This window comes from Paenibacillus polysaccharolyticus, from assembly GCF_023714295.1.
GTDB lineage: Bacteria > Bacillota > Bacilli > Paenibacillales > Paenibacillaceae > Paenibacillus > Paenibacillus polysaccharolyticus_A.
In genome coordinates, this window is record NZ_JAMAUN010000041.1 from 1 (window position 1) to 457 (window position 457).

1 protein-coding gene is annotated in these 457 nt (G+C 65.9%); it reads left to right on the forward strand.

From position 1 onward, the window contains the following. Positions 1 to 457, forward strand: a 457-nt coding sequence (locus tag M3629_RS28080) for an FAD-dependent oxidoreductase (protein WP_251512184.1), incomplete at both ends; no start/stop codon positions are given.

The following is a 457-nucleotide window of genomic DNA, read 5'->3' on the forward strand; positions in this document are numbered from 1 at the left end:
GGGCTGACCTGCGCCTGGCGACTGGCCGGACACCATCAGGTAACGCTGTTCGAAGCGGGCGCCACGCCGGGCGGCCACACCGCCACCGTGGATGTCGCCACGCCGCAGGGCACCTGGGCCATCGATACCGGATTTATCGTCTACAACGATCGCACCTATCCGCGCTTTATGGGCCTGCTCAGCGAGCTGGGGATCGGCGGGCAAAAAACGCAGATGAGCTTCTCGGTCCACAACCCGGCCAGCGGCCTGGAGTACAACGGCCACAGCCTGACCTCGCTCTTCGCCCAGCGGCGCAATCTGCTGAAGCCGGCCTTCTGGGGACTGCTGAGCGAGATCGTCCGCTTCAACCGCCTGGCGAAACTGGCGCTGACCGAGGCGCTGGATCCAGGCGCGACGCTGGAGAGCTTCCTCGCCCGCCACCGTTTCAGCCCCTTCTTCGCCCGCCACTATATTCTGC